Annotated in this window: 16 protein-coding genes and 1 pseudogene; 6 read left to right on the forward strand and 11 right to left on the reverse strand. The window is 60.6% G+C overall.

Annotated elements, in window-relative coordinates; all coding sequences use genetic code 11:
- Positions 1-47: 47 nt before the first annotated feature.
- Complete coding sequence (locus ACYHH6_RS01640) at positions 48-3,422, reverse strand: AAA family ATPase (protein ID WP_352589899.1); 3,375 nt, start codon at positions 3,420-3,422, stop codon at positions 48-50.
- A gap of 403 nt (positions 3,423-3,825) precedes the next feature.
- Entirely contained in the window at positions 3,826-4,113 is a 288-nt protein-coding gene (locus tag ACYHH6_RS01645; RefSeq protein ID WP_352589901.1) for a hypothetical protein, read from the reverse strand.
- 433 nt (positions 4,114-4,546) lie between these two features.
- On the opposite strand from ACYHH6_RS01645, the gene ACYHH6_RS01650 reads away from it, so the two are divergent.
- The 4 genes from ACYHH6_RS01650 to ACYHH6_RS01665 all read left to right on the forward strand — a co-directional run bounded on the left by ACYHH6_RS01650 (position 4,547) and on the right by ACYHH6_RS01665 (position 7,872).
- Entirely contained in the window at positions 4,547-5,902 is a 1,356-nt protein-coding gene (locus tag ACYHH6_RS01650) for a selenium-binding family protein (RefSeq protein WP_352589904.1), read from the forward strand.
- On the forward strand, positions 5,899-6,270 hold the full coding sequence (locus ACYHH6_RS01655; RefSeq protein ID WP_111543472.1) for a 2Fe-2S iron-sulfur cluster-binding protein: 372 nt from the start codon (positions 5,899-5,901) through the stop codon (positions 6,268-6,270). The genes ACYHH6_RS01650 and ACYHH6_RS01655 overlap by 4 nt, the downstream gene beginning before the upstream one ends.
- A gap of 5 nt (positions 6,271-6,275) precedes the next feature.
- A complete protein-coding gene (locus ACYHH6_RS01660) occupies positions 6,276-6,725 on the forward strand; it encodes a CoA-binding protein (protein ID WP_352590102.1) in 450 nt (149 codons plus the stop codon).
- 262 nt (positions 6,726-6,987) lie between these two features.
- On the forward strand, positions 6,988-7,872 hold the full coding sequence (locus tag ACYHH6_RS01665) for an ankyrin repeat domain-containing protein (protein ID WP_352589907.1): 885 nt from the start codon (positions 6,988-6,990) through the stop codon (positions 7,870-7,872).
- 43 nt (positions 7,873-7,915) lie between these two features.
- Here ACYHH6_RS01665 and ACYHH6_RS01670 read toward each other — a convergent pair whose 3' ends face one another.
- Complete coding sequence (locus tag ACYHH6_RS01670) at positions 7,916-9,145, reverse strand: NAD(P)-binding domain-containing protein (protein WP_352589910.1); 1,230 nt, start codon at positions 9,143-9,145, stop codon at positions 7,916-7,918.
- Positions 9,146-9,204: 59 nt separating this feature from the next.
- The gene (locus tag ACYHH6_RS01675; RefSeq protein WP_352589913.1) at positions 9,205-9,813 is read right to left on the reverse strand and encodes an OsmC family protein; all 609 of its coding nucleotides are present in this window, start codon (positions 9,811-9,813) and stop codon (positions 9,205-9,207) included.
- 594 nt (positions 9,814-10,407) lie between these two features.
- Between ACYHH6_RS01675 and ACYHH6_RS01680 the strand changes: the two genes are divergently transcribed.
- A complete protein-coding gene (locus ACYHH6_RS01680) occupies positions 10,408-11,082 on the forward strand; it encodes a peroxiredoxin-like family protein (protein ID WP_352589916.1) in 675 nt (224 codons plus the stop codon).
- A 196-nt stretch (positions 11,083-11,278) separates the two neighbouring features.
- Here ACYHH6_RS01680 and ACYHH6_RS01685 read toward each other — a convergent pair whose 3' ends face one another.
- Positions 11,279-11,518 carry an FCD domain-containing protein gene (locus ACYHH6_RS01685; RefSeq protein WP_352589919.1) on the reverse strand — a complete coding sequence of 80 codons (240 nt, stop codon included), beginning with the start codon at positions 11,516-11,518 and terminating at the stop codon, positions 11,279-11,281.
- Positions 11,519-11,662: 144 nt separating this feature from the next.
- Between ACYHH6_RS01685 and ACYHH6_RS01690 the strand changes: the two genes are divergently transcribed.
- Positions 11,663-12,736, forward strand: a complete 1,074-nt coding sequence (locus ACYHH6_RS01690; protein WP_352589922.1) for an ABC transporter ATP-binding protein — start codon at positions 11,663-11,665, stop codon at positions 12,734-12,736.
- 64 nt (positions 12,737-12,800) lie between these two features.
- On the opposite strand, the gene ACYHH6_RS01695 is transcribed toward ACYHH6_RS01690, so the two are convergent.
- The 6 genes and pseudogenes from ACYHH6_RS01695 to ACYHH6_RS01720 all read right to left on the reverse strand — a co-directional run bounded on the left by ACYHH6_RS01695 (position 12,801) and on the right by ACYHH6_RS01720 (position 19,941).
- Positions 12,801-13,643, reverse strand: a complete 843-nt coding sequence (locus ACYHH6_RS01695) for a carbohydrate ABC transporter permease (protein ID WP_352589925.1) — start codon at positions 13,641-13,643, stop codon at positions 12,801-12,803.
- On the reverse strand, positions 13,640-14,524 hold the full coding sequence (locus ACYHH6_RS01700) for a carbohydrate ABC transporter permease (RefSeq protein WP_352589928.1): 885 nt from the start codon (positions 14,522-14,524) through the stop codon (positions 13,640-13,642). The genes ACYHH6_RS01695 and ACYHH6_RS01700 overlap by 4 nt, the downstream gene beginning before the upstream one ends.
- Before the next feature lie 59 nt (positions 14,525-14,583).
- Positions 14,584-15,859, reverse strand: a pseudogene (locus ACYHH6_RS01705) (extracellular solute-binding protein).
- 114 nt (positions 15,860-15,973) lie between these two features.
- The gene (gene arfA / locus ACYHH6_RS01710) at positions 15,974-17,479 is read right to left on the reverse strand and encodes an arabinosylfuranosidase ArfA (RefSeq protein WP_352589931.1); all 1,506 of its coding nucleotides are present in this window, start codon (positions 17,477-17,479) and stop codon (positions 15,974-15,976) included.
- Positions 17,480-17,583: 104 nt separating this feature from the next.
- A complete protein-coding gene (locus ACYHH6_RS01715) occupies positions 17,584-18,510 on the reverse strand; it encodes an ArsR/SmtB family transcription factor (RefSeq protein ID WP_192247587.1) in 927 nt (308 codons plus the stop codon).
- Between the two features lie 549 nt (positions 18,511-19,059).
- Positions 19,060-19,941: a metal-dependent phosphohydrolase gene (locus ACYHH6_RS01720; protein WP_352589934.1), complete on the reverse strand. Its 882-nt coding sequence runs from the start codon at positions 19,939-19,941 to the stop codon at positions 19,060-19,062.
- Positions 19,942-20,050: the final 109 nt, after the last annotated feature.

Here is a 20,050-nt window from a genome sequence, read left to right on the forward strand (position 1 = left end):
GCTGTTTTGCGCCTGGACCGGACATTGCATGTCTAGCATGTGCGTCATCATGCCCGCAGCTTGTCGAGCAAGGTCTTAGCCTCTTTCAAATCGATCGTGTCGAAGCCTTCGGTGAACCAGCCGTAGGTCGGCGCGAGCAGGTCGTGCGCCTCGGCGCGCTTGCCCTGTTCGGCCAAAAGGCGCGCAAGCGATGTGGCGGCGCGCAGCTCCCAGGATTTGGCACCTTGCTTGCGAGACCGTTCGATCGCATGGCGGAACGAGATTTCAGCCTCCTGGCAATCGCTTGGTTCCGCGGCAGCCAATATAGCACCTCGGAGCCGCAGCAATTCGGCGTCGCACCACTGCTCGCGGGTCCGGCTCACCTGGTCGAGAGCCCGATCAATCAGGCGCACGCCGTCCGACGCGCGATTGACACTCCCGAGCACCTCCCCGAGGAATCCCATCGTGTACGCCTGCGTCACTTGCGTTCCGACGGCCTGCATCCGGGCCAGGCTATCCTCAATTTGGGCGATCGCTCGCTCCTTCTGGCCCTGCTTCGCCGAGAGCCATCCCTTCTGCTGGGCGGCCATGGAAACCCAGAAGGGATACGCCTGCTCGGTCGCGAAAGTGAGCGCACGGTCGATCCGCTCCTCGGCTTCGGCCACCTCGCGTCGGAAAATTCGTAACCACGCTGCCCATACCAGCACGTAAGCGCGGCTGAAGGGGTGCGCCAATCGCTCGGCCAAGACAAGGGCGTCTTCCATCCGGGTCAGCGCCTGGTCGGGGTAGCCGAGGTGCCAAAGCACCGCTGACCCACGACATAAGCAAATCGGTCCGGGATCCTGGCCGTAGAGGGCGAGATGAGCTCGATGTCGCTGTGGGCGATACGCTTCGGAGGCCAGCTCTAGATGTTTCCGTGCCTCCCTGAAGTCGCCGCGCCAAGAACAGCTGACCCCCCGAGCATAATGCGCTTCGACCACCCACACGGGATCGTTACTCTGCAGGGCAAGGTCGAGAAGCCGTCCGCTCAGCTCGTGCGCCGCCGTGAGTTCGGCGCGCGTGGCCGAGTAGATGGCCAGGCCGAGCAGAACCGGGAAGACAACCGCATCTTCTGGCATCACCTCGCAAAGGCGGCGCGCGCGAGAATAAATCGGCTCGACCTCGGCATTTGCGTAGCCATTCTTGGCGGTGAGCACGCGGCCCAGCACCGTTAGCGCTGCGAGCTCCCGTCGCTTGCGCTCCGGGCCCGCGGGGAGCGTTTCGATTAAGTTCAGCGCTTTCTGCAGATGGCTCTGGGCCTCATCGTTGGCCGAACGGTCGTTGGCGCTCTCTCCCGCGCGCTGCCAATAGCTGATGGCCTGAAGGGAGAGGCCTGCAGCCGTATAGTGCTGAGCCACGATCTCGGGCTCGTGTTCGACGACCTCGCCGAAATGCTGCTCGAGCGCGTGGGCGATCCGGGTGTGCAGCTGCTGGCGGCGACTGCGCAGCAAGGTGGAATAGGCGGCATCTCCCACCAATGCGTGCTTGAAGATGAACGTCGCGTTCGGCGGCCGACCGCGCGCGATCACGAGTTCGGCGCTGATTAGTTGGTCGAGTGCGCCATGCAGTTCCTGTTCCTCGCGCTGCGCAACCGCCGCCAGCAGCTCATAAGAAAATTCGCGGCCGATGGCAGCGCCAATCTGCGCGACCTCCCGCGCTGGCGTCATTAGCCGATCGAGCCGCGCCAGCAGAGAATCCTGCAGGGTTGCAGGGATCGCCAACGGTGGCAGCGGGCCCGAGAGTGTGTAGCGGTCGCCTTCATCGGTCAGCACGTCAGATTCAATTACGGCCTTGGTCACCTCCTCAAGGAACAGGGGCACGCCGTCTGTCTTGGCCACCATCTGCTCGAGCAACCCGCCCGGAAGCGCCTTGCCCCCGGTCAACCGCTCCACCAGGGCCACGCCCTGTCGGCGGCTTAAGCGGTTCAGCGTGAGCGAGGTGACCTGCGGGTGGTCGATCCACCGCGGCTCGAACTCAGGGCGGAAACTGAAGATCGCCAGTACTGCAAGGCGGGGGATCTGCTGGACCAATCGGTCGAGAAGCTCTAGCGAAGTTGGATCAATCCAGTGGATATCCTCGAAAACCATCAGTACGGGCTGGCGGGCCGCTAAGCCAATAAGCTGCCGGGCCAGAGCATCGAGGATCAGCTCCTTCTGGCGCTGAGGGCTGAGGTTCAGGGGTGCGTAGCGGCTGCCTACCGGAAGCGAAAGAAACGCCGACAACAAAGGGGCGACTTCCCGGACCTTGTCTGTGGACCGTGCCAAGAGACGCTCTAGCTTGTCGAGTTTTACGCTCGGCGAATCGTCTGGATGGAAGCCAGCCGCGCGGGTGAGCTGGATAATCGACGGGCGAAGGGCGCTATTTGCGTGGAACGGCGAGCACTGGCAGCGGATGCGGATGTGCGACCGGTCCCGCAGGCGCTCGCGGAGCGCCTGAATCAGGTGCGACTTGCCGATGCCGGGCTCGCCGGAGAGCAGGACCACCTGCCCCTCGCCGGACGTGGCCTTGCCCCAGAGCTCCGCGAGCAGAGCAAGCTCGTGCTCGCGCCCAACTGTGGGGGCGAGGCCGCTCGTCGCGCGCGCTTCGAACCGGGTCTCGGCGGTACTCTCGCGAAGCACGCGCCACACGCGGATCGGGGCGTCGAACCCTTTCAGGTCGTGCAGGCCCAGGTCGGCGAACTCGAACAGCCCACCGAGTAGTTGGCGCGTCGCGAGCGGGATCACGATCTGGCCGGGCGCCGCCAATGCTTGCAGCCGAGCCGCTAAGTTTGGCGACTCGCCGACCACCGCTTCCTCCTGCGCCGCTCCTTCGCCGATGAGGTCGCCCACCACCACCAGCCCCGTTGCGATGCCGACACGTATCGCCAGCGCCGCTTGTGCCGGGGTCGCGAGCCTTGCGATCGAATCAACGACCGCCAGCCCCGCGCGCACGGCTCGCTCTGCGTCGTCCTCATGCGCTTTCGGATAGCCAAAATACACCAGCACGCCGTCGCCCATGTATTTAGCCACAAACCCGCCAAAGCGACGCACGGCCTCGGCAACGCACTTCTGATAGGCCGCAATCACCTCACGCAAATCCTCAGGGTCCATTCGCGCGGAGAGTGCAGTCGAGCCGACAAGGTCCGAGAACATCACGGTGACCTGGCGGCGCTCGGCGGTGTCTTTCGCGGCGTTTTCGATTGCCTGAGGCGCATCGGATAACAGCGATGTTGGTGCGCTTACTTGAGCGCGCAAGGCTGCGATGGCGTCGAGCAGCTTACGACGATGTCCGACAAATCCGACACCAAGATCCTTCAAGTCCTCGGCCGTCAACCTCGGCAGGACCGTGTCGTCGATCTCATTCTCGCGGAAGGAGGCCTCATACTGTTCAAGGCCAAGCCTCCGCAGCCAACCTCCGACGTCCATGGTGGCGCCCCTGGCTTGCCTACCCACGCATGATCCACCAGGGGAGACAGCCTGTCTAGGACCGGGTTTTGAATGTTTGGGTCAAACCCGACCATCATGCCGCCTGAGCCGAATGCCTGCTTTCGGGAGACGACGAAGGAGCCATCAGTGGCGGACATGAGGCGCGAAGCGGCCATTCACCGTAACTTGCCGGAACGCAACAAGGCCCCTCGCGGGCCTTGCCGTATCAAACGCTGCCGTAGAGCGGTTCCGTCCCTCACTTCCCCATCAGTTGCTTGGCATTCTCAGCCGTGATCGCGGTGGTCTCCACCGTCACCGTCGCCTGCACCGCCACGGCGGCGGGAAGCCCGACACCCGACCGCAGGCGATCGAAGCGACAGGCGCCAAAGGGCCGTACCTGACCCTATGCTCGCTTCACAATTCTCGGTTTAGTCGATCGGCGGGATTGAGCCGCGCTCTCGAGGACCAAGGCCAACCGCTTCTCTTCTTCGATGGCGCGATCTACTGCCTCGATTTCCTCTTGGAGCGCCTTCAGCTCGGCTCCGTAGCTGGAGCCATCGCTGTCCCCGATCTGAAAGCCACTTGCCCGCATTGCGTCGCGAGTATGGTGCACGTTACGGACTCCTTCGCGTCGAGTTGCGACCAGGATTTCCCTAAACTCTTCAAGACGTTCAACGTGATTGCGAGTCATTGCGTTCTCCTATTTCGTCGTCATCGTCGCTGCGGCGATTCAGAACGGCTAAAAATTACGACGCAGAAGGTTTAAATGATTACAGGAGATTCTCTCGACAAAGCATGAGTGCGGAAGCTCAAATTTGAACGTCTTGCAATAACGTGGAGCGCAGCAGGCGGAAAATTGGCCTGGGACCGAGGTGTTAGACTCTTCCGGCGGCTTCGAGGCTCGGAAGGCCAGAAGCGGACCTTTAAGCGCCGGGCCGCTGCAAGGGTTCTCAAACCCTCGGGCGGTCAATACGTGGCGTCCCACGGGGGCTCTGTCGCCAAGTTGTACATCACGTGCGCACTTCACAAGCCACCCCGGCCATAGCGCCAATGCCAACCATGCACTAACATTCCAACTCGACCCCGTTGGGGCTGGCCAGTGATCTGTTCAAAGGGAAGTACCCATGACCAATCATTGCTGTGGACCGGGCTATGCTTCTCCAGCCGAGGCGATGACGGCACCTCGCGAAAAGCTGCTCTATACGATTGCCATCTACACCGGCACGGGCATTCAGAAGCCGGACTATCTGTGCACCATCGATGTCGACCCGGAGAGTTCGACTTACAGCCAGGTGATTTCGCGTTTGCAAATGCCGGGCATTGGCGATGAGCTTCATCACTCGGGCTGGAATGCCTGTTCGTCGTGCCATGGCGATGCGAGCATGGAGCGGAAATATCTGATCGTGCCGGGTGTGCGCTCGTCAAATCTGCATATTGTCGATTGCGGTACCGATCCGCGCCGCCCGACACTGTTCAAGGTGATAGACGGCGCTGAAATCAAAGCTAGGACCAACCTGTCGGCGCCACACACGGTGCATTGCCTCGGCTCGGACATCATCGTTTCCATGCTTGGTGACGCCCAGGGCAATGCCCCCGGCGGCTATTTGCAACTCAGCAAGGAGTTCGAGGTTGTCGGCCGCTGGGAAAACTCCATGGGCAGTATCAAGTTTGGTTATGATTTCTGGTACCAGCCGCGACACAACGTAATGGTCAGTTCGGAATGGGCCGCGCCCAATACCTTCATGCCTGGCTTTGACCTGGAAGAGGTTGGTCATCTGAAATATGGCCGAGAGATCCATTTCTGGGATTTTGAAAAGAAGGAGCCAAAGCAAACATTCTATCTCGGTGAAGATGGCTTGATCCCACTGGAAGTGCGATTCCATCACAATCCCGACAGCAGTCACGGCTTTGTTGGCGCTGCCCTTTCTGCAAATATCATCCATTGGTGGAAGGACGCGGCGGGTGACTGGCAATGGGAAAAAATTATCGACGTCGGCAATGAGCCGCATCCCGATTGGCCGATACCAATACCGGGCGTGATCTCGGTCATTCTGCTCAGCATGGACGATAGATACCTCTATCTGTGCAACTGGTTGCATGGCGACATTCGTCAATACGACATCTCTGACCCTCATAACGCCAAGCTTACCGGACAAGTGTGGATGGGCGGACTTCTCGGCCGTGCGCCTGAGGTCAATGGCGTGAAAGTGACTGGCGGGCCTCAGATGATACAGCTCAGCCTCGACGGCAAGCGCCTCTATGTGACGACCTCACTCTTCTCGACGTGGGATAATCAGTTCTATCCGGAAATCCGCACCAATGGCGGATGCATGCTAATGGTCAATTGCGATACGGAAAACGGCGGCATGGAAATCGATCCGCTATTCGTTGTTGATTTTGGTAAGGAACCAAATGGACCAAGCCGCTGCCACGAAACCCGTTATCCCGGCGGTGATTGCACGAGTGACATCTGGGTATGACCAGCTTCACCATCACTCTCGCCAATCAAGGCGGTGCGGCCTTTGACGTCGATCACCGCAAGCCCCTCTTGCAAAGCTTGCGCGAGCAGGGCGTGGATCTGCCGTATGGGTGCAAGTATGGCGGCTGCATAACCTGTGCAGCCAAAATAATCAGCGGCAAAGTCGATCAAAAAGCGCAGCGAGCGCTGAACAACCGTCAGATCAACAATGGCTATATAATCCTCTGCGTCGCCCGCCCTATGAGCGACTGCACGCTGGAGGTCGGCGTTGAGAGCCACGACAAGCTCTATCGCAACCCTTTCCTTGACCCGCTGGCCGCTCATGAATTGAAAGCCGATATTGCGACCCCGCTGGAAGCAAAGAAATGACCCATATGAATCATGATGAGCCCTATTCGGAGGCTTATCTGCAAGACATTCTGAAATCGGTCAAAACCATCGCGATGGTGGGGGCCAGCCCCGATAAGACCAAATTTTCCTATGGGGTACTCAGGGTGCTGCACGAAGTCGGCTACGACATGATCCCGGTCAACCCCAGTCCCGGTCTGGATGAGATTCGAGGGCTTAAGGTGTACGCGTCACTAGCGGCCATCGACCGGCCTGTGGACATGGTTGAGGTTTTTCGCCGCTCCGAAGATCTGTTGGAAGTTGCACAGGAGGCCATCGCAATCAATGCCAAGGTTCTGTGGGGTCAGATTGGGGTGCGCGATGACGCTGCCGCCCAGTTGGCGGAGGAAGCGGGCTTGAAAGTGGTGATGAACCGCTGTCCCAAGATTGAGTTGTTCCGCCCCTTCTGGAAGCCTAAGTTGCACCTGGGGATATGATTGCAGGGGCGCAGAATTCGGGGTTGTTTTCGCTCTCAAAGCGGACGTCTGGCGCAACATGCGCTCACGATCCGGATGAGACCTTACGGCCCGTTACCAGACGGCCAGCAAGGACATGGCCGGCCTTGCTGAAAACTTTCATTCTCTCGGGGGCTTCCACAATCTGTTAGGCACTGGTTGGAAGTGGCTACGATCAGGCAGTCGTGGTACTTTTGTCGGCTTGAAAGCGTGACACACCACGGTTTGCCTTGGGAGATGCCAAATGCGCATGCCCTTGCTCTTCATTCCACTGCTGCTTGCACCGATTGTATCGCATGCCGCCGACATTCACGACGCCGCCATGGCGGGCGATGTCGCGGCGATCACGGCGGCGCTCGATGCAGGCGCCGGTATAGATGAGAGTGATGGAACTGCGACGCCGCTCTATCTTGCGGTCTGGATGGGCCACATCGAAGCGGCAAAACTGCTCATAGAACGTGGGGCGGACGTCAACGCCCAGACGACTGGGGGTCCCCCGCTGATGGCGGCCGTCGGGCCAGGCAAGATCGATCTGTTAAAGCTGTTGCTGGAGCGGGACGCAGATCCAAATACCAACCGTGGTGGCGAATTCGCCCTTCATGTCGCCGTCGCTCTCGATTGTTTCGACTGCGTGAAGGCACTGGTCGAGGCCGGCGCAGACGTGAATGCGAAGACAATGGACGGCAAGACACCCCTCCATCTGGTAAAAAGCAGGGGGCAACGCGAAGTTGCCGACTATCTCTTGTCGCACGGCGTCGTCTTGCCAACACCAGCCCCAATCTCAATGAAGTTGGCTTCTGCCGATGTCGAGAAAGGCCGAACCTACTTCACCGGCCGGTGTACCAATTGCCACAACGCCGAGCCACAGGGAGGGAATAAAATAGGACCGAACTTGTGGAGCGTCGTCGGCCGCGACAAGGCATCTGTGGCAAATATGCGTTACTCCGACACGTTGCTGGGCTGGGAGGGTGTATGGACGTACGAGGACCTGAACAGATATCTCTTCGGGCCCATGCTCACCACGCCGGGCGTCAAGATGGAGACTCCTGGTGTCCCGGACGACACCGAACGGGTCAACCTGATCGCCTACTTGCGCACACTCAGCGACAAGCCGATCCCGCTGCCCTGATTCGAGGGTATCTTGTGCAACTGCTGCTACGGGCCTGCGTTGGCTAGGCGATAGTACTTTGCCTGAGGTGCGATGCCAGATGGTCGCTGAGATCACGCGCGTCGTCGCCGGCGCCGTCGATCAGCGAAGACTTGCGGCGGCGCAGAAATTGCGTCCCCATCAGGTACAGGCCCGGATGTTCCACTACACCGCCGTCGTGACGGACGTGGCCCTTGCGGTCGAGGACCGGCAGTTCCAGCCAGGAGTAGTCCGGCCGGTAGCCGGTGGCCCAGATGATCGTCCTGATAGCGCCTCCGGCAAGATCGAGGCCGAGCGGCGGGTTGTCCTCGACACGGGTCGGCGGCGGGCGATCCGGCGGCCCGACCGTAGCGTCCAGGCCGTTGGCGCGCGCCCATTCGTCGATGAGGTCGAGCAGCCGGGCCATCTTGAGGTCGGAAAGCGCGCACATGTTGCGCAACGACCCCGCAAACTGGGCCTTGCCGTCTTCGGTGATGCCGGCAAGACGACCGATGAGCCGGACGCCGAGGTCGTCGAGCGCGTTGAGGTCGAGGGTGGTGCGGTCGGGAGTGCCGGCAAGCTGCAGCGAAGGAACCCGTCGCGCCCGCCTGATGTCGTCGACCTCGTCGTAACGCTCGTCGAGCACGCCGGCGGCGTCCATCCACCATTCGAGGTCCTTGCCGCGATAGACGCGGGGCGCCCTTATGTGCTCGCCCACCGACAGGGTCACTTGACGCCCCGAACGCTGCAGCTCCTGTGCGATCTGGGTGCCGCTCGACGACGCGCCCACCACCATCACGCCACCGTCGGCGACCTGACGCGGATTGCGGTAGGACTGTGCCGTCAGCATGGCGACCGACGGCGGCACGCGGGTGGCGACGTCGGGCAGGCGCGCGATGTTGCACGCGCCCGACGCCAGCACGACGGTCCGACACCGCCACTCGCCGCGGTCGGTGCGTACGAGATATCCCGCCCCGTCGCTGCGAACCGAGGTAACGGTCGTGTGGGTTCTGACCGGAGCCGAGATCGCCCTGGCATAGTTCCCGAGGAAGTCGATCACTTCAGGCATCGTCCGGTAGCCGTCGGGGTCGTCGCCGTCATAGCGGAAGCCCGGCAGCCGGCTCTGCCAGTTCGGGGTGAGCAGCCGCAGCGAATCCCATCGCTCTGTGCGCCAGGTATGGGCGACCTCGCCGCGCTCCAGCAGCACATGGTCGATAGAGCGCTCCGCCAGGCAGCGGCTCATCGCGAGCCCCGCGTGCCCTGCGCCGACGATCACTGTGGTGACGGAACTAATCGCGCCCTCTCATCGGGAGAGTCTACGGCTCGAAGCGCCTTTCAATTCACCACGACCGTGACGTTCGTCGGATTGGTAACAATGTCATAGACCGCCGACCGCTTCTGCGACTGGGCGACGAGCGCCTCGATGTCTTCTTGCTTGGCGTCAGCGTCGATGTTGTATTTCACCGTGATGCCACTGAAGCCGTTGCGGACGTCGCTGTCGATACCAAGTATCCCAGCGATATCCATGTCGCCTTCGATGGTCGCCTTCACCGACTTCAACTGGATGTTCCGGTTCTGGGCAACCGCGGCGATGCCGGCGGTCAGGCAACTCGCCAGCCCGACCAGCACGTATTCGACCGGCGTGGCGCCCTGATCCAGGGAAGCGAAGACCTCCGGATGGTCGGCGTCGAATGCGAAGGTGGTCTTGCGATGCTGATCCTGGCCGAGACCGTAAAAACTCTCGACCGTCGAGTGGCTGTGGGTGCCGTCCTTCCATTCGCAGGCCGCGCGCCACTTGAACTGCGCAGCCTCCGGGGCGTTGGTAAGCGCTTCTTTTGCGGCGAGCAGCGCCTCTACGTTAACGCCGTTGTTTGCCTGTACTTCGGAAGCCATAATTATTATCCTCCCTACCTTGCACTGGCTCAAAAACCCGACCGATTCCACTGACCTCCTGATCAGATTTCACCATGACCTGACATGGTATGGGCAGCGACGCGTTTCTACAAGGTGTTTCCGCGCAGGCATGGTCGCCCTCGTATACCGAGTTGCGCCTTTGCAGGCTCTGGCGCGACCACGACCTTCACCGTGGTCAATTGCAGTGTCTGCTTCCGGGCGGAGGCAAAGTTCGCCTCAACGGCCGACATGCGGCGCAAAGCTGACAGGCCCTCTAGTACCGTTTGCTGCCATTCGCGATGCGGACAATGAGGTCATCGTTGTCGTCGAACTTTGCCTTTCGGAGCGATTTGGGCTTTGGGGCGAGAGCGGCCGTGAGAATGGATATCGGCCGGGTGCGCACTTGAAATGAGTTATGGAGTGACGAGGCCAGCAGTTGGCTGTGGGATCGTCTGCCCGAGAAGGTGCAGCGTTCGTGGGGCGCCATCTAGTGTAAAGGCGGTGCCTCCGTGCTATAAATGGATTGTCGACGCCGCCCTAGGCCGACCGCCATTTCAGCAGGCCGAAAGACGTATGTGCCGCAACATGGGCTCAAGCCACCCGCCCGCACATCTGTTGTCGATTGGCCCGCGAGGAGTGATCAGCATGTCAGAGCGTCTCGACATAGGCCCGCTGCAACTTGGCGAAACGGCGCCCAATTTCGTGCTCGACGCGATTACTCGCGAGGGCAAGATAGCTATCGACGATTTCCGCGGCGAGAAGCCAGTGCTGGTCGGACTGTATCGAGGTCTCCATTGTCCTTTTTGCAGGCGTCATATCGCGACGGTTTCGCTGCTCACACCAGCCCTTAACGCAAAGGGCATCGAAACCCTGACGGTGGTGAACACGCCCATCGAACGGGCACGCCTTTATCTCCGTTATCATCCGATGCCGGCTCTGCTCGCGGCGTCTGATCCTGAGCGGGCTTCACACCGCGCTTTTGGGCTCCCCAATATGCAGATCACCGAGGGCGAGAGCGCATGGCCGCACAAGGCCTCAATGAGCGATGTGAAGGCGATGCGGCTCAACGTGCCGGGCGAAATGCCTGAGCCGATGGATCCGTTTGCCACGCTCGAATATCTGAACAAAAAAGACAACTACGATATCACTGAAGCGGACCAGCAAATGATGGCGACCGGCGTGGGCCAGCTCATGGGCCAGTTCCTGCTCGACCGCAACGGCGTCGTTCGCTGGACGTTCTCCGAGGTTTTCGATGGCGGCTTGGGCGCCCGCCCGAACTCTGAGGCGATGATGTCGGTCGCGTCGCAAATCGGAAGGTAAGGAGCAGCTTCGGTAGGGGGCTAGGCGCGAAGTTGGCCGCCGTCGCTTGATGGGGCCCTACAATCGGCACCGCACTCGCCTGCCATGAACCCGGGGGGCGCGGTCGTCCAGCCGCCCTACTACCAGTGCGAACCGAGCGGCGTCCGCGCTGCGGGCTCATCGGCCTCTTGCTGCAGGTCTGCGGCGATGCGCCGGCTTACCGCCCCAGTAGATTTTGTTCGACGGTTTTCAGCTGCGCCAGCATCGCATTTTTCGCACATTCCGGAGCGCGGCGAACCAGACAATCCAGGATTGCCTGGTGCTCGTCGCAATACCTCCGGCGGCGTTCCTCCGAGAATGAGCACTTCTTCATTTCGAACCAGGGAATGGCTCCGTCCTGTCGTTCGGACGCATCAGCTTTCTGGGGGGTAATGTCGGGGCCACCATAGCCTAGCATCAAGGTCTCGAAACGTCGTGAATGGGACCGACTGGAGACGGTCGGCTTTTGGCAAGATAGCTTGGAAACCTTGTGCCATAGCTCCCCACGTTCCTTGACATCGGGTATTTATCCGAAATTATGGAGGAAAGAAGGATCGCAGGCATGACGGGAATCGCGCTGTCGGGCGTATCAAAGCACTTTGGCGCAGTCGAAGTGATCCGCGAGGTTAGCCTGGACATTGAGCCAGGAGAGCTGGTCGTGTTTCTCGGCCCGTCCGGTTCTGGCAAGACGACGCTGCTCCGGATGATCGCCGGTCTCGAAAGCATTGACGAGGGCACGCTGACGATCGACGGGGTGCGCTCGGAGAACCTGGCGCCGGGCAGGCGCAACGTTGCGATGGTCTTCCAGAACTATGCGCTTTACCCACATATGACAGTCGCGGAGAACATGGCCTTTGGGCTGAGGAACATTCGGGTCGCCCCGGATGTTATACGCCAACGGATCGCTGAGGCTGCGCGTATCTTGGAGATCGAAGCGTTGCTCCACCGGCGGCCGTCGCAACTCTCCGGCGGGCAGCGCCAGCGCGTGGCCATCGGGCGTGCGATCGTCAAGGAGCCCAAGGCATTCCTGTTCGACGAGCCACTCTCCAATCTGGACGCGGCGCTTCGAGCTCGTACACGCGTCGAGCTTGCCGAACTGCATCAGCGTTTGAAGTCGACGATGATCTACGTCACCCACGACCAGGTGGAAGCGATGACCCTCGCCGACCGTATCGTGATCCTCAACGATTGCCGGATAGAGCAGATGGGAAGACCCGACGAGGTCTATGCACGTCCGGCATCGCGATTCGTCGCGACCTTCGTCGGGTCTCCAGCGATGAACCTTCTACCTGTTACGGTTTCAGGCTCAGGCGACAGGCTCAAGGCGCGCTTGACGGATGGATCGCTCGTCGACCTTCCCGGCGCGCCGGTCAACATGGATTGGCGCGAACTGGGAGTGCGGCCGGAATCGCTGACTGTCGTCTCCGAGGGCAGTGATACATCCGCCACGGCCACGGTTGTCGAGCGCCTTGGCGAGCGAACGCTCGTCTATGCGCGGCTCGCGGATGGGACGCAGGTTACAGCACAGGATCGCGGGCTCTCGAGCGTCAAACCGGGCGACGCCGTTCGGCTGAAGTTCGACACCGCCGCCCTCCATCTTTTCGCCGCGGACGGATCGACCTGGCACGCGCGCTGACCGGGCCTGAATCCGCCGACCGGGGTCGTGCCCCCTGGCATTGCGCTTCGCTTGCGGGCCGAGGCTAGCCCTTGATGCCTGCTGAGAGCGTTATCGCTTCGGTTACTCGGCGTTGGAAGAAGAGGTAGGCCAGTGCCACGGGAAGGCCGGCCAGTACAGCTGCCGACAGCTGGCGCGCGTAGTAGACGCCGAAGGCGTCATTGACCTGCGTGATGCCGACGGTGATCGTCATCATCTCGGTGCGGGTAACAGAGAGGAACGGCCACAAGAACGCGTTCCACGTCCAGATGAAGCAGACGATCGACAGCGCCGTCGTTACCCCCCAGTTCATCGGCACGTAGATTTTGAAGAGGATCCCGAATTCAGACGCATTGTCCATGACCGCGGCCTCACGGAAGTCCTTCGGGACCTGATCGAAGAATTGCTTGTACACGATGATGATGACGGGATGGATGAGCTGCGGCAACATGATTCCAGCCCAGCTGTTGAGCAGGCCAAGGTTGGCGACCAGCACGAAATGATTGATGATCAGCGCCGAAGTTGGCACCATGAAGGAGGCGAGGATCAGCCACCATAGCGCGATCCGCCCCGGGAACCGCAACTGGGAGATCGCGTAGCCGCACAGCATCGAGATGAAGATGGTGATGACCGTTACGCCGACCGCGACCGCCACCGAATTGATGTACCAGGTGCCGATCTGTGTGGTGGTCACGGCGGAAATATAGTTCTCCAGCGTCGGCGTCTCCGGCCAGAGTTCGATGTAAGGCCGGACGACTTCGTCGTCCGGTTTGAGCGATGAGATCACACCCCAATAAAGCGGGAATGCCCATAGGATGGCCCAGACGAGCGTCAGTGCCGTGATTATCCCGCCCCAAAAGTTCCAGCGCTGCGCAGCCATGGCGTTCATCGGCGCCGCCTTTCGGCGAGCCGGAGCAGTTGGAATTGCAGGACCGAGACGACGACCACAAGCACGAAGAGGGTGACGGCGACAGCCGCAGCCCTGCCTCCCTGGTTCTGCTGGAAGGCCTTCTGGAAGACGTAGTAGACGAGCACCATATTGTCGTTCGGCCGGCCGCCGATCGAGAACAGATAGACCTGATCGAAAATCTTGAGCTGCAGGATGAGTTGGATGGTCAATACCAGCGAGGTGATCGGCCATAGCAGTGGCCAGGTGATACGCCGGAACGTGGTCCATCGCGTCGAGTTGTCGAGCGCCGCGGCTTCGTAGATCTCCACTGGTATGGACCGTAGTCCGGCGAGGAAGAGGAGGATCGAGAAACCTGCGGTCCACCAGATCGTCACCCCGGCCACCGCCGGCAGGAACCAGGCGCGCGACTTAAAGACCGGTACGCGCGGGATTCCCAGCCAGTCCAGCACATGCATCGCAATCCCGAACTGGAAATTCAGCGTCCAGTCCCAGATCAAATAGACCACGGACACCGGCAGGATGTAGGGCAGGAAGAACAGCGCCAGCACGGTCGCCTGGAACCGGCCCTTGAGGCGTGACACGCCAAGCGCGATCAGCAGGGCGATGAGTGTTCCCGGGACGACCGTCATCAGCACGAAGTAAGCGGTGTTCCAGACCGCGCGCCGGAACATCGGGTCGTTGTCGAGCCGCAGGTAGTTGTCGAGACCAACCCACCGACCCTCGCCGATCAGCGGCGCATCGGTGAAGGAGATGCGAAACATCTGAACCGTCGGATAGACGAACGCCAGCAAGTAGATCGCAAGGAAGGGAGCGACCAGCACCAGCGCGACAAGACGTTCAGTTCGGGAGTTGCGAAGCATGGCTCTTCCTCAAATATGGCTGGGACCGTCCTGGGCGAGGCGGTCCCAGCCTTTGAGCCCTACATGCTGTTCAGCTCTTCCTTGATGGATTTCACCGCCTCGCCCGGGTCCATCTCTCCATTGAGGGTCGGCACGAAATAATTGGACATGATGTCGAAGATCGGCCCGGCGACACCAGCCTTGGGCGACTTCGGATCGAAGATCATGTTGGCCGTCAGCGTCGAGTAGGTCGCATTAGGCCCCATTGCCTTGTATTCCGCCGTCTCGGTGACTGGCCTGTAGGCCGGGATGTGGCCTGCCGTGGCCCAGAAAAGCGAGTGCTTGTCCATCCATGAGATCACCTCGAGAACGGTGGCACGCTTTTCAGGAGTGATCTCCTTGCCCTTGTTCTTCGGGATCGCGAACGAGTGGCTGTCCGCATAGGTGCATGGCTTGTCGAAGATCACCGGGATCTCGACGGCGCCCCAGTCGAACAGCTTGCCTTGCTTGGCGAGGTCGGTCATCGTAGGAACTTCCCAGACGCCGTTGATCATCATTGCGGCCTTGCCTGAGGTGAATAGGGCGACGGTTGCGGGATAGTCCGTATAGGTCGACTGCAGCCCAGCTTTCGTCCACCCTTGCAGAACCGCTAACGCTTTCGCCAGCTTTTCAGCGTTGTCGCCGGCGAGGAACTCGTTGCCCGTCAGAAGCTCGCCACCTTGCTGGCACACCAGCGGAGTAAATGGTGCGGTACATGAAGTTGCCGTCGGCGGTGACGCTGCCCAGCGGGAACTCGACGCCGGCGTCCTTCAACTTCTGCAGTGTTGCGGTGAATTCCTCCTTGTTGCCCATGCCCACGGGACGACCGTCGTCGCCGAGCACGCCTGCCTTCTTCAGGAGGGCGCGATTGTAGTACAGGACGATTGGATGGGTATCGAGCGGCACTGCGTACTGCTTGCCGTCGACCGTCACGGCGCCCATCGTCGTCTGGGCAAAGTCCGAGGCCGAGAGGCCCATCTTGCTCATGTCGTCGGCTGTGATTTCTTCGAGAATATCCTGGCTCACCGCCAAGGGGATGCGGCTGGCATGATAGGTCATGACGTCTGGCGCCTCTCCGACCGCGGCCGAGGTCTGCACCTTCGCGTAGAAGGGCGTGCCCCACTCCAGCGTCGTGGCGTCGATCTTGATCTTGCCAGCGTGGGCGGTGTTGAAGTCGGTGATCATCTGCTTCATGCGCACACCGTCACCGCCGCCGAGGAAATCCCACCATATGACGGTTTCTTCGGCCTGGGCCGCGACGGCCCAAAATCCTCCGGCCGCAACCACCGCTATGGCCATTATCCTGCGAAAGTTCATCTCAGCTTCCTCCCGAGTACGGCGGTTAGATCCGCCTTGAACGTTTCAATGCTACACCAAACCAAACCCCCTGCAACGGATTTTACGGTATATATCTGATAGTCGGATATTAACTCAGAGTGTCACACGCACCATCGAGTAAGAGTGCGGCGGCAAGTTCAACGTCATTCCCTTGCTGCTGAGCGCTGCCCCGTTGCCTTTGACTGGTGACACGTTGTCCGGCGCGTCCTTGGTGTTACAGGCCTCGAGATCGTCATGACGGATGATCGTATGCTCGATGGACTTGGCGACGAACCGCTCGAGGGCGACGTCGGCCTCTATCGTCTCGGACCCATGCCGGTTGATTGCGAAGAAGGTCAGCGTGCCGGCGTTCGAATCATGCACGCCTGCAATGTCGAGCCATGGCACCTTGTCGGCCGCGGCCGCATCATAGGTAGGCACCTCGACCGCGAGCTGCAGCGCAGTGCCGCGGCCATGCTTGGAGGCCAGCATGAAAGGCCAGTAGATCGTCTGCCGCCAGGCGCCGCCGCCGGGATCGGTCATGATCGGCGCGATAACGTTCACCAGCTGCGCAATGCAGGCGATGCGAACAATATCCGACCGTCGGATGAAGGTGTTGATGATGCAGCCGACCTGCAGCACGTCCTCGAAATTGTAGATGTCTTCCAAAAGCCTGGGCGCTTCCGGCCAGTCCCAGGCGCGCATACGCTCGGCGTCCAGCTTTCGCTGATGGTACCAGACGTTCCACTCGTCGAAGGAGATTTTCACGTCCCGCTTCGAGCGGGTCTTGGCCTTCACGTAGTCGATGATGCCCGCGACCGTGCCAATGTAGCGGTCGAGCTTGGCTGAAAGAGCCAAATATTCGGCCGTATTCTTCTCGTAATTCTCGAAATACATGTGGAGAGAGATGTAATCGACCTGCTCGTAGGTCGCCTCCAACACTGTTGCTTCCCACTGCGGATAGGTCGGCATATTGGAATGCGACGAGCCGCAGACGACCAGTTCCACTGTCGGATCGAGGCCGCGCAGCGCCTTGGCGGTCTCGTTGGCGAGATGGCCGTATTCGCTCGCCGACTTGTGGCCGACCTGCCAGGGACCATCCATTTCATTGCCGAGACACCAGAGGCGGCAGTTCCAGGGCTGCGTGCGTCCATTCTTGACCCTCAGGTCGGACCAGTAGCTGCCGCCCGGGTGGTTGACATATTCAACGAAGGCCCGCGCCTCGTCGAGGCCGCGGGAACCGAGATTGACCGCAAGCATCATCTCGGTGCCGACTTTTTCGGCCCAGTCGGCGAATTCGTGGATTCCAACCAGGTTCGGCTCCGTGGTGCGCCACGCAAGATCGAGGCGCCGTGGGCGGTTCTCCTTTGGGCCTATGCCGTCTTCCCAATTGTAGGCGGACACGAAGTTGCCACCCGGGTAACGGCAGATCGGAGTGTCGAGCGCACGCACCAACTCGATCACGCCCTTGCGCATCCCCTCTGCGTCCGCTTGCGGATGTCCGGGCTCATAGATGCCCGTATAGACCGCCCGGCCAAGATGCTCGAGAAACGATCCGTAAAGACGTTTGTCGATATCCGCGACGGCGTAGGCCGCGTTCGCCGTGACTCTGGCTTTCATGATCCCTCCCACTGCGGACTATCAATCCGACTTTCCGGTTTGTATCCGGGTCGTGGGTCAGTTAAGGGCGGAGTTCATCCGCCCGTCAAGGGTCCAGTATGCTCTCAAGCCTTGAGCAGGCGCAGAACGATGTCGTTGCTGTAATTGCCGAAGCCGCTGCCGAAGATGTTTATGCCGCCTGGGTGACGCGCATCTTCCTTCACGCCGATTCGTATCCGGATCGAGCGGTGCCGCTCGAGTTCCAGATCAGCCAGCGAGCATTTGGAAACCTTGTCATCGCCGCGATAGGTGCCGTTATTCGTGACGCGCCAGTGTACGAGGTCGCCATACTGCGATCCGGCTAGCTTCCACCAGCCGGGCGTATGCTTGCCGCGCTTGTCGCCATAGTCGGCCGGCGCCGTCCAGGTATCTATCTCGTGTCCGTTAATCGCGACCGTGATGTCCGATGGCCAATCCTTCGAGGTGCCCGGCACCTCGGACGAAAGCTCCATCGCCAGCTCCAACCCGCCGACTTTGGCATTGGCAAGCGTCGCATTGTTGGGAAACTGGTATTCGACGAAGCCGCGCGTGAACCACAGCAGCCCAGCCCGCATACGGTCAGGATCTAGGAAGGTGTCGGGCACATCGAGAAGTCCGATGACGCCGTCCTTTGAACACAGGCCGCAGGGGGCGGAAACTTCGCATCTCGTGTAGAGTCCAAGCGGCATCGCCACTTCTATGACGCCGAGATCCTGCGCCGGGGTGCGGTCCTTAAAGACGACAACCAACTCGGAGAAGGTCGAATAGCAGACCTTCTGGCTTCCCTTGCGCGCCTTCTGTGATTTCGTCTCGATCAAACCGACATCGACAAGAACCTGGATGTTTGCGGAAATTGTCGATTGCGGAAGACCCAATTCTTCAGCCACCTGATTGACGTTTTTCGGCCCCTTGCGGTGCAGCAGATCGAGAATCCTGACCCGGACCTCGCTCGCAAGGCTCTTCAATAAGTCGAGCCGCTCAAGCGGATCGACAACCATGATTTCATTCGACATATGGCCCGCACTCGTCACACGGGTTATGTATCAGCAGATCAGATACAGATAAAGCCGGTGACAGTTCTGAATTGAACCGCGTAGAAGCACCCGATCGAGATTTTTCATGGACAGCCGGTCATCCTCGACATTTCCACCAACAGCGGAAGATCACGAACGTCGCGGCGAGGGCTGACGCAGGATATGGAATTCATCGAAACCCCAGCCGTCGAAGATCTCTGACTCGGGAGTGATCGTGACGCCGCTTTCCGGCGTTGCATCGGCCCACACCCCGGCACCAACACAGATCATCACGTGGGAGAAACGAGTCTGACGTCTATCAAGCGCCTCTGCCCGAGGCTCTCGGGCAATTCGAAGGAATTATGACGTCTGCTTCTGGGAACCAGTATAACAATCCGCAATGGTCGCGAAGGAGACCTGGCCCATATGGCCTGCTCATGCGGGCCGACCTGTTTGTCGTGCCAATTGGGCGCCGGGAATCGGGGTAAGGTACCTCGGCGCCGGCGTTCTGCCAGCCGGAACCGGCGGAAAGGAAACAACCCCCGGCGCTTAAGTCACCACTGAAAGGCTCGCCGGCTGCAACACGCCGGGGAACGGGCCGATCCTGGCAGGGCGGTGCCCGGACTGGAAGAGGTTGCTGTGGAGGTTGGCGACCCACTGCTTGCCTTCGGTCGTCAGCTCCAGATAGCGGATCGCGTCGCCAATATAGGGCTCGACCTTCAGCGTGAAGAAATCGCTGAAGATGGCGCTGAGATCGGCGGCGGTCTTGCAGCCGAGCTTTTCCACCATCCCGGTCTCGGAGAACTCGGCAAACAGCGCCGGCAGCTTGCGGTGGTAGAAGGGATCAGCGAGCTGGCCGATGAGATCCGCGGCCCTGACCAGCGCCGGCTCGGTGTCGGTGGCCTGGTAGGCCGGATCGTCCGGTACCGGAAAGCGCGTCATCTCGATCGCCGCGACAATGCGCTCCTCGTCGATGAACTTCGAGGACCCAAAGCGTTGGCGCGCATAGATCTTGGCGCGCTCGATATGATAAGGCGCGAGCACCGCGTCGGAGGCGCCGCGTGGTGGCGTATGGCGCTCGCCGGCCTCGTTGATGACGAAGCTGTCGTCGGTGTCGCCCGGGCATATGCCGTGCACCATGCCAATGTCGTGGACCAGCAGCGCACAGGTGTAATGCAGCCAGTCATCGGGGGTCAGGGACTCCGAAAGCAGCCGGCCGCGGATGATCTGCTGGCCGGCGAGCGTAACCATCAGCGTGTGCTCGATGTTGTGATAGAGGGCGTTCGAATTGCCGATGCGCTCCAGGACAAGGCGGGCCGCGCCGCCTATGTAGGCCGCATACTCCGAATTGCGATGCGAGAAATACTGCAGATAGAGTTCCGACAGATGGTCGCCGAGCCGGTCGGCCATGATGGAAATCGGATTGAGCATGACAATCGTTCCTGGCCAATGTGAAGCACGCCAAGTCGCGTGCGGCAGGCATCCTAGCACGGTTCCGGCGCGGATTTTATCTCAGCGTTGGTGATGCGCATCGCGGCGG

The organism is Mesorhizobium sp. P171375, from assembly GCF_057786075.1.

Coding starts and splice junctions, on each gene's coding strand:
- ACYHH6_RS01640 (WP_352589899.1), bottom strand. CDS start 3,422: ATGGACGTCGGAGGTTGGCTGCGGAGGCTTGGCCTTGAACAGTATGAG.
- ACYHH6_RS01645 (WP_352589901.1), bottom strand. CDS start 4,113: ATGACTCGCAATCACGTTGAACGTCTTGAAGAGTTTAGGGAAATCCTG.
- ACYHH6_RS01650 (WP_352589904.1), top strand. CDS start 4,547: ATGACCAATCATTGCTGTGGACCGGGCTATGCTTCTCCAGCCGAGGCG.
- ACYHH6_RS01655 (WP_111543472.1), top strand. CDS start 5,899: ATGACCAGCTTCACCATCACTCTCGCCAATCAAGGCGGTGCGGCCTTT.
- ACYHH6_RS01660 (WP_352590102.1), top strand. CDS start 6,276: ATGAATCATGATGAGCCCTATTCGGAGGCTTATCTGCAAGACATTCTG.
- ACYHH6_RS01665 (WP_352589907.1), top strand. CDS start 6,988: ATGCGCATGCCCTTGCTCTTCATTCCACTGCTGCTTGCACCGATTGTA.
- ACYHH6_RS01680 (WP_352589916.1), top strand. CDS start 10,408: ATGTCAGAGCGTCTCGACATAGGCCCGCTGCAACTTGGCGAAACGGCG.
- ACYHH6_RS01685 (WP_352589919.1), bottom strand. CDS start 11,518: ATGCTAGGCTATGGTGGCCCCGACATTACCCCCCAGAAAGCTGATGCG.
- ACYHH6_RS01690 (WP_352589922.1), top strand. CDS start 11,663: ATGACGGGAATCGCGCTGTCGGGCGTATCAAAGCACTTTGGCGCAGTC.
- ACYHH6_RS01695 (WP_352589925.1), bottom strand. CDS start 13,643: ATGAACGCCATGGCTGCGCAGCGCTGGAACTTTTGGGGCGGGATAATC.
- ACYHH6_RS01700 (WP_352589928.1), bottom strand. CDS start 14,524: ATGCTTCGCAACTCCCGAACTGAACGTCTTGTCGCGCTGGTGCTGGTC.
- arfA (WP_352589931.1), bottom strand. CDS start 17,479: ATGAAAGCCAGAGTCACGGCGAACGCGGCCTACGCCGTCGCGGATATC.
- ACYHH6_RS01715 (WP_192247587.1), bottom strand. CDS start 18,510: ATGTCGAATGAAATCATGGTTGTCGATCCGCTTGAGCGGCTCGACTTA.
- ACYHH6_RS01720 (WP_352589934.1), bottom strand. CDS start 19,941: ATGCTCAATCCGATTTCCATCATGGCCGACCGGCTCGGCGACCATCTG.